At 34.9% G+C, this 7,731-nt stretch carries 4 protein-coding genes; all 4 read right to left on the bottom strand.

Annotation, left to right across the window (positions count from 1 at the left end):
• Positions 1–454 precede the first annotated feature (454 nt).
• Positions 455–1,645 carry a porin gene (locus FLB_RS05315; protein WP_064714934.1) on the bottom strand — a complete coding sequence of 397 codons (1,191 nt, stop codon included), beginning with the start codon at positions 1,643–1,645 and terminating at the stop codon, positions 455–457.
• 10 nt (positions 1,646–1,655) lie between these two features.
• A complete protein-coding gene (locus FLB_RS05310; protein ID WP_064714933.1) occupies positions 1,656–2,996 on the bottom strand; it encodes an anaerobic C4-dicarboxylate transporter family protein in 1,341 nt (446 codons plus the stop codon).
• A gap of 523 nt (positions 2,997–3,519) precedes the next feature.
• Positions 3,520–4,587 (bottom strand): type II asparaginase, encoded by a 1,068-nt coding sequence (locus tag FLB_RS05305; RefSeq protein WP_064714932.1) that lies wholly within the window; start codon positions 4,585–4,587, stop codon positions 3,520–3,522.
• A 36-nt stretch (positions 4,588–4,623) separates the two neighbouring features.
• Complete coding sequence (gene aspA, locus FLB_RS05300; RefSeq protein WP_064714931.1) at positions 4,624–6,033, bottom strand: aspartate ammonia-lyase; 1,410 nt, start codon at positions 6,031–6,033, stop codon at positions 4,624–4,626.
• Positions 6,034–7,731 lie beyond the last annotated feature (1,698 nt).

Below are 7,731 nucleotides of genomic sequence, written 5' to 3'. Positions count from 1 at the left end.
CATTCCTATTCAAATTTGACAAACATTAAAGAATGGGTTAAAGCACATTCTTATTCAAATTTGACAAACCATAAAGAAAGCTAAAGCACATTCCTATTCAAATTTGACAAACCATAAAGAATGAGCTAAAGCACATTCCTATTCAAATATGACAAACATTAAAGAATGGGTTAAAGCACATTCCTATTCAAATTTGACAAACATTAGAGAATGGGTTAAAGCACATTCCTATTCAAATTTGACAAACAATAAAGAAAGGGCTAAAGCACATTCCTATTCAAACATGACAAACATGACAAACATTAAAGAATGAGCTAAAGCACATTCCTATTTAAATTTGACAAACATTAGAGAAAGGGCTAAAGTACATTCCTATTCATATTTGACAAACCATAGCATACGTAACTCATTATAAAAAATGAGCTAAAGCCCTTTATAGTAAAACTTCTTTTACTTACAACACTAAAAGTGGCGCAATGAATCCAAAACTTAAGAGTCCTGTAGTATAATCTTTGACTCCGAAAGTAGTTTCAGCATACTTAGTAAAATCATATTTCCTAGCCGTATATGCCATATAAAATTTCAAATTCATATCCTTAAAAGGCATGTATTGAATGGTTGGAATAAGTCCGTAGCTAGATCCTAATTTTGAAGTAGCCTTTGGATCTGGATTCCCTTTCCAAGAATGATTGCTATTCATCACCGTCAAAAGTAAATTTACTTTTGGTGTTACAAGATATTCTGCACGTAACCAATTTTCAAGATAAACAGCGTCTTGTGCAGCATATTGATATTTACTATTTATGATATTAGAAACAATCCCTTTTCGGTCAATATTTTCTTTGCTGTACTGAAAATCATAATACAGTACAAAGTTTTTTGCTGTGAATTTATTTCCTAAGGCAATATAATTCATATGCGCATTCTTGGCTTCATTAAAAAAGCTGTAACTATAAGTAGTTTCTAATTTACCTTTAAAAAAACTACTTCTCCAATTGGCTACAAAAGCAAATGGTGTTTTTGAAGCCGTAATTCCAGGTGGAATAGCATTCCCATATTGTTCTTCAAAAGTTTTAGTTCTAGAATTTAGCACTTGAAAAGACAATGAATTTTTGTTATCAGCGAAGGTATGCGCGATACCCGCCCCTACTAAAAAGTTGTCTGAATTCTCAATCATGTCATTGTAGGTAAGAATATCAATAGGATTAAAATCAAATTCATACCCACCCCAATCGGCACACATTTTACCAAACGTAAAATTAGTTCTTGGTGAGAGATCTACTTTCAAAAAAGCCATATCCACCGAACGACTAATGTTATCTAGATTTCCAGGAACCGGTTCTCTGGTATACCTGTCACGAAATCTAAACGATACCTTATCATGAATTTTCCCTTTAATTTCCAAACGGAGCTGATCATAATTAAACTTTGACCCTGTATGACTTCCATCTAAAAAGCCACTATTTAAAGCCACACGAGTATTAAAAATCACATCAACATCCCTCAGCAAAGATTGTTTCTTTACAGGAATTATTGAACGTAAGGAATCTGGAAACGGAAAAACCCCCTCATTAGTTTGTTTCTCTTGGCCAAAAGTAAGGTTGACGACAAAACACACTACAAGTAATAAAAATATTTTTTTCATAATTATATATTTAAAGAATAAATGCCCCTAATACAAAGCCAACAGCAATAGCAACACCAATTGCTACTACACCAGGCACCATAAAACTATGATTCACAACGTATTTACCTATCTTAGTACTTCCGGTTCTATCAAAGTTGATAGCTGCCAAAAGCGTAGGATATCCAGGCAAAACAAAATCACTGTTTACAGCAGGGAAAATTGCCATTAATGCCCCAGGAGGTAAGCCTAATGCTAATCCTAATGGCATCATGGTTTTAGTTGTTGCCGCTTGGCTAAACATTAATACACCAAGCGCAAAAACTGCTATTGAAAAAGTCCAAGGATGATCTTTTACCACTCCTCCTAAAACCTCTTGAATCAAATCTGCATTATGTCCCATGAACGTTGAACTCATCCACACCACACCAAAAACAGACACTACTGCAGAGGCCATAGAAGTAAATAAACTCATCTTAGTTACATCAGCAGCACTCGTTTTGGTAATCAACATCATGGCAGCCGAAGCTGACAGAGTCACAACACCAATAATAGTTACCATTGATAAAGAACCATTTTCATTTACCGCTAAAGTTTTGGCTCCTGCTTCAAAATGAGGCACAAGATCTGGGAAAGCACCCGCTATAACGATCAATATTATGGCTATTGAAAAAATAAGAACTGCTGTTTTTGCTCCAGGTTTTAGTTCTTTTTTTTGCGCAACTTCATCACTATCCAAACTAGCGGCAAATTCAGGGTCTTTCATCTTTTCGATAAAAATTGGATCGTTTACCAATTCTACCCCTTTTTTGTAAACCGAAAAACAACCTATTGTTAGTCCAATTAAACAAGCCGGAATACAGATCATCATAATATCCACCAAAGCTCCAGGATACCCCAAAATCACGACTAAGGCCGCAGTTGCTGCGCTCATTGGGCTTCCCGTTAAAGCTAAATGTGAAGCTATTACCGAAATGCTCAATGGTCTTTCGGGACGAATACGCTTTTTGGCTGCCACCTCAGAAATGATTGGCAATAAAGAGTACACAATATGAGCAGTACCTGCAAACAAACAAAGAAAAAACACCGTAAAAGGCGCAATAAACGTAATATTTGAAGGATTGCTCTTAATTATTTTCTCCGCCAATTGCACTAAATAGTCCAATCCACCCGAGGCTTGAAGCGTTGCGGCTGTAGTAACTATAGCCATTATTATCAACATCACGTCTAATGGAGGACTTGTTGGTCTCATATTAAATACAAGTATAAAAATGAGTAACCCGACCATCCCCATCACACCAAGACCTATTCCTTTCATTTGAGATCCAATAAGGATCATGGCCAAAAGAACACTAAATTCTAACCAAAACATAAGCAGCGTTTTTAATTGTTTATTAAAGATTTACCCGTTGATACGCTATTTTTTAACCCCATAGCACCCTTAAGTAAGTACTTGACACCAAATCTTTTTAGTGTTATTGAATAAAAACAGCTTTTGCTATTCAGCTCCCTTTATTCTACTTACCTACTTTTTCCCTTTCATTCTTTCTTTACCTCTCTCTATGGCGCTGTGTGGTTCTTTTTTTTATTTTATATGAACCCTCGTAACTCCTACCCAAAACATGGCATTTAACCTAGCGTTGGGTGAAATTATTTTTTACCACACTTCAATACCCCAGTGGAGGCTTGAATCCTAGCATTTTTTTTAGTTTTTAATAGCATCCTATAGACGTTTTACTATTCACATAGCTCATCTATACGAGAAATAGTGCTATTTCTGTTTTTTCTATGTTGACTTGCTATTCATCTATGGTTCTAGCCTGCACTGAGGCATCGTAGTGTGGTTTAATTTTTATTTTATTTAACTTTCGATCAACAGGTTACTGTTTTGAACACTAGTATTCAAAGAAATTTTGTTGAATTTTAGCTCTATCAGCCGTTTCAGTCAAAGAAAGCATCAATAAAACTCGAGCTTTTTGTGGGTTTAAATCATCCGCCACTACAAATCCTAATTCTGCATCGTTTACTTCATTTTCTAAAGTAATTCTTCCTGAATTTGCTCTAGCAGAACGACATACTAGCACCCCTTTTTTTGCAATATCTGACAAGGCTTTTCCTACTGGTTCTCCAAAGTTTCCATTCCCCATCCCTGCATACACCAATCCTTTTAGACCTGGAATTGTAGCCAAATTAGACACTGTCTCTGGGCTTGCATCAGCATAACCGTATACAATTTCTACTTTTGGAAGCTCGTTTACTTTAGACACATCAAATTTTTTGGAAGGGTTTCTTAATGATTGGTAGTAATAGCTTACTTTTCCATCATAGATTAATCCAATCGGACCAAAATTAGTAGATTTGAATGTTTCTAGATTAGTAGTACTTGTTTTCGTAACATCTCTTGCGTCGAAAACTTTTTCATCCATAGCTACAATTACCCCTTTGCCTTGGCTTTTTGGGTTAGCCGCTACCATTACAGCATCCAATAAATTTCGGTTTCCATCTTGACTCATTGCAGTAGACGGGCGCATTGCTCCTACAAGAACTACGGGCTTCTCAGAGTTAACCGTTAGGTCTAAAAAGTAAGCCGTTTCTCCTTGCGTATCCGTTCCATGAGTAACCACTACTGCATCTGCTAAATTTTCCTTAAAAATTTGATTAATTCTTTTGGATAATTTTAGCCAAGTAGCCACATTCATATCTTGGCTTCCAATTTGTGCGATTTGTTCACCTGAAATTTTTCCGTATTTATGAATGTCTGGCACAGCATTTAACAAGTCATCGATAGGCACCTTACCAGCAGTGTATGCAGCTTTGGTTGCCGATTCACCTGACCCAGCAATGGTTCCTCCAGTGGCTAAAATAATAATTCGTGGTGCATTTTTTTCAGTGTTTTTTTGAGCTTTCGCTGTCATAGAGAACGTCAAAATCGTGACATATACAATTGAAAGAATTTTTCTCATCGTTATCAATTTAAATTGTAAAATTTTTAAGGTTGTTTAGGCATTAATAAACCTTGGATTAATTAGATTTTCAATAGAATAGATTTCATCCCATTTTTCTTGAGTAATCAATTTGCGTTCTACAACAGCAATTTGGTGTACGCTTTTCCCTGTTTTAAGCGCTTCCCCTGCTATACTTGCACTTTCTTCATACCCTAGAATTGGATTAAGTTGCGTTACAATTCCAATACTATTCATTACTAAATCATAGCAATGTTTTTCGTTTGCGGTAATTCCAACAATACATTTATCAATTAAAGTATGAATCGCTTTGGTTAAATAATCTAAAGAAGTGAACATGGCAAATGCAATCACTGGTTCCATCACGTTTAATTGCAACTGTCCTGCTTCTGCCGCTAAAGTTACAGTTAAGTCTTGGCCAATAACATAGAAACAAGTTTGATTCACAACTTCTGGGATAACTGGATTTACTTTACCTGGCATAATAGATGAACCTGGTTGTCTAGCTGGAAGGTTAATTTCGTTAAAACCTGTTCTTGGTCCTGAACTTAGTAATCTCAAATCATTACAAATTTTTGACACTTTTACTGCGGTTCTTTTCATGGTACCCATGATTTGCACATAAGCCCCTGTATCAACCGTAGCTTCAATTAAGTCAGGAGATAATGACAAAGGAATTCCTACTTCTTTAGCTAAGTAATTTACACATAATTCTGGGTAACCTTCTGGAGCGTTTACTTTTGTTCCGATAGCCGTAGCCCCCATGTTTATTTCAAGTACTAAACTTTGTGCATCTTTTAGACGTTTAATATCTTCACTAATTGTAGTTGCATAAGCATGAAACTCTTGCCCTAAAGTCATAGGAACCGCATCCTGCAATTGGGTACGTCCCATTTTTAGTACACTATTAAATTCCTTTCCTTTGGCGGTAAATGCTTTTTCTAGTTCCACTAAAGAAGCTATAAAACTTTCCATTTTAAGATAAAGTGCAATACGAAACGCTGATGGGTAGGCATCATTTGTAGATTGAGAGCAATTTACGTGATTGTTAGGATGCAAAAATTGGTATTCTCCTTTTTTATGTCCTAAATATTCCAAACCAATATTAGCGATAACCTCATTAGCATTCATGTTTACAGAAGTTCCAGCACCTCCTTGAATCAAATCGCTAACAAACTCTTTGTCAAATTTACCAGCAATTAATTGATCACTACCGTAACAAATTGCCTCTGCTATCTTAGCATCCAATACCCCACAATCTTTATTAGCTAAGGCTGCTGCTTTTTTTACATATCCTAAGGCTTTTATAAATAAAGGCTCTTTTGAAATTGGTATTCCTGTAATGTTAAAGTTTTCAACCGCTCTAAACGTTTGAACACCGTAGTACAAATCATTTGGAATTTCTAATTCCCCTAAGAAGTCATGTTCTAATCTAGTTGATTTCATATCAAAAATTATTAAGATTACTTAAATTTAAAATGTAAAAATACAAAAAATATTGCCGAAAAATCATTTTTTAACTAAAATATTAACAATATCGTAAAATTTAAACATATTTTAACTTAAATAGTCAAAATATAATGATTCTGTTAACATAATTATCTCAAAAAATATATATATTAGCCTCAAACCCACAAAATACTGATTTTATGCCTATTACAAAATAAAACAAAAAAAGCTACTGTTTTATACTAAACACTAGCTTTTTTTTCTTGGCGTATGAGGTGGGGTAATTTTTGTGAAGAGTTGAATTGTTTAAATTGTTTAAAGTTTAAGGTGGTTTAAAGGTTGAATTGTTGAAGCGTTGAATTGTTTAAATTGTTTAAATTGTTTAAAGTTTAAGGTGGTTTAAAGGTTTAATTGTTGAAGCGTTGAATTGTTGAAGCGTTGAATTGTTTAAATTGTTTAAAGTTTAAGGGGGTTTAAAGGTTGAATTGTTGAAGCGTTGAATTGTTTAAATTGTTTAAGGTTTAAGGGGGTTTAAAGGTTTAATTTCGTGAGATTTTAGATATGAGAAGGCAATAAAACCACCATTTCTATTATTGTCTAATATCTTTTGAGCAATCATATTTAGAGTGTCGAGGCCAGTTACTGCAGTTAAATGTCAATTATTTGGGCGTTACCACAAGGGTCGGGCATTTCGCTACAATCTTTTTTGAGGCAAAAAGAGCCTCAAAAAAGGATTTCCACTACAATCCCTAACGCAAAAAAATGAAGTAAACCACAAAAACCAGTTCTAAAACTCATTCTAATAATAATGAAAGACCTCGTATGAGCATAGGCAATCTTACACCAAATCACGTACCTCAAAATACTATAAAAACAGAAAAATTATGGAAGAATAATTATGCAAATCTTTGTTAGGTTACGTATAAATATCTAAACATATTTTAGGACGAGACAACTTTGTGGTCACGAGTTTGAAACTCGCGCTAGCCGTTGAACTTATTTTGCTCGCGCCTGATGGGGAGGAGTAAAATGTTTAACCGCTAAGTTCGCAAAGGGTTTACGCAAAGGGACGCAAAGAAAGTACAAACATATCAGTCATCGAAGTTTTTTATGACTTGGTGTATTTGTTTTGAACCATATAAGGCAAATAAGGGCATAGAAGTATCCATCTGTGAAAATCTGTGGAATTTGTGTCTAAAAATTTAACCGCAAAGATCGCAAAGATTTACGCAAAGGTAACTATCTAAATTCTTATTGCTTCGTGCCTTCTTCGTGTTGCTTTGTGGTAAAAAAAATTAACCGCTAAGTTCGCAAAGGGATTACGCTAAGGGACGCAAAGAAAATACAAACATATAAGTCATTGAAGTTTTTTTTGAATAGGAATGCTTTTTTTGAACCATATATGGCAAATAAGGGCATAGGTTTAAAGTTTAAGGTGGTTTAAAGGTTGAATTTCGCGAGAAGGCAGAAGGAGTGAAATGTGAGAAGCAAAGTCAAATCCTAAATTCCTAATTCCTAAAAACCAATACCCAAATCTTAAAAGAGTGAGAAGTACAATGTGAAAAGCGAGAAGGTGATTCTTCCTCTCGAAAATCAACAAAAAACAAAAAACCACCTAATTTCTTAGATGGTTTTAATTTAGAGCCGGCGGAGGGACTCGAACCCACGACCTGCTGATTACAAATCAGCTGCTCT

Origin of the sequence: Flavobacterium succinicans, from assembly GCF_001662485.1 — a bacterium.
Lineage (GTDB): Bacteria > Bacteroidota > Bacteroidia > Flavobacteriales > Flavobacteriaceae > Flavobacterium > Flavobacterium succinicans_A.
Note: the sequence above shows the minus strand (reverse complement) of the source record. Positions and strands in the feature narration are given on the sequence as shown.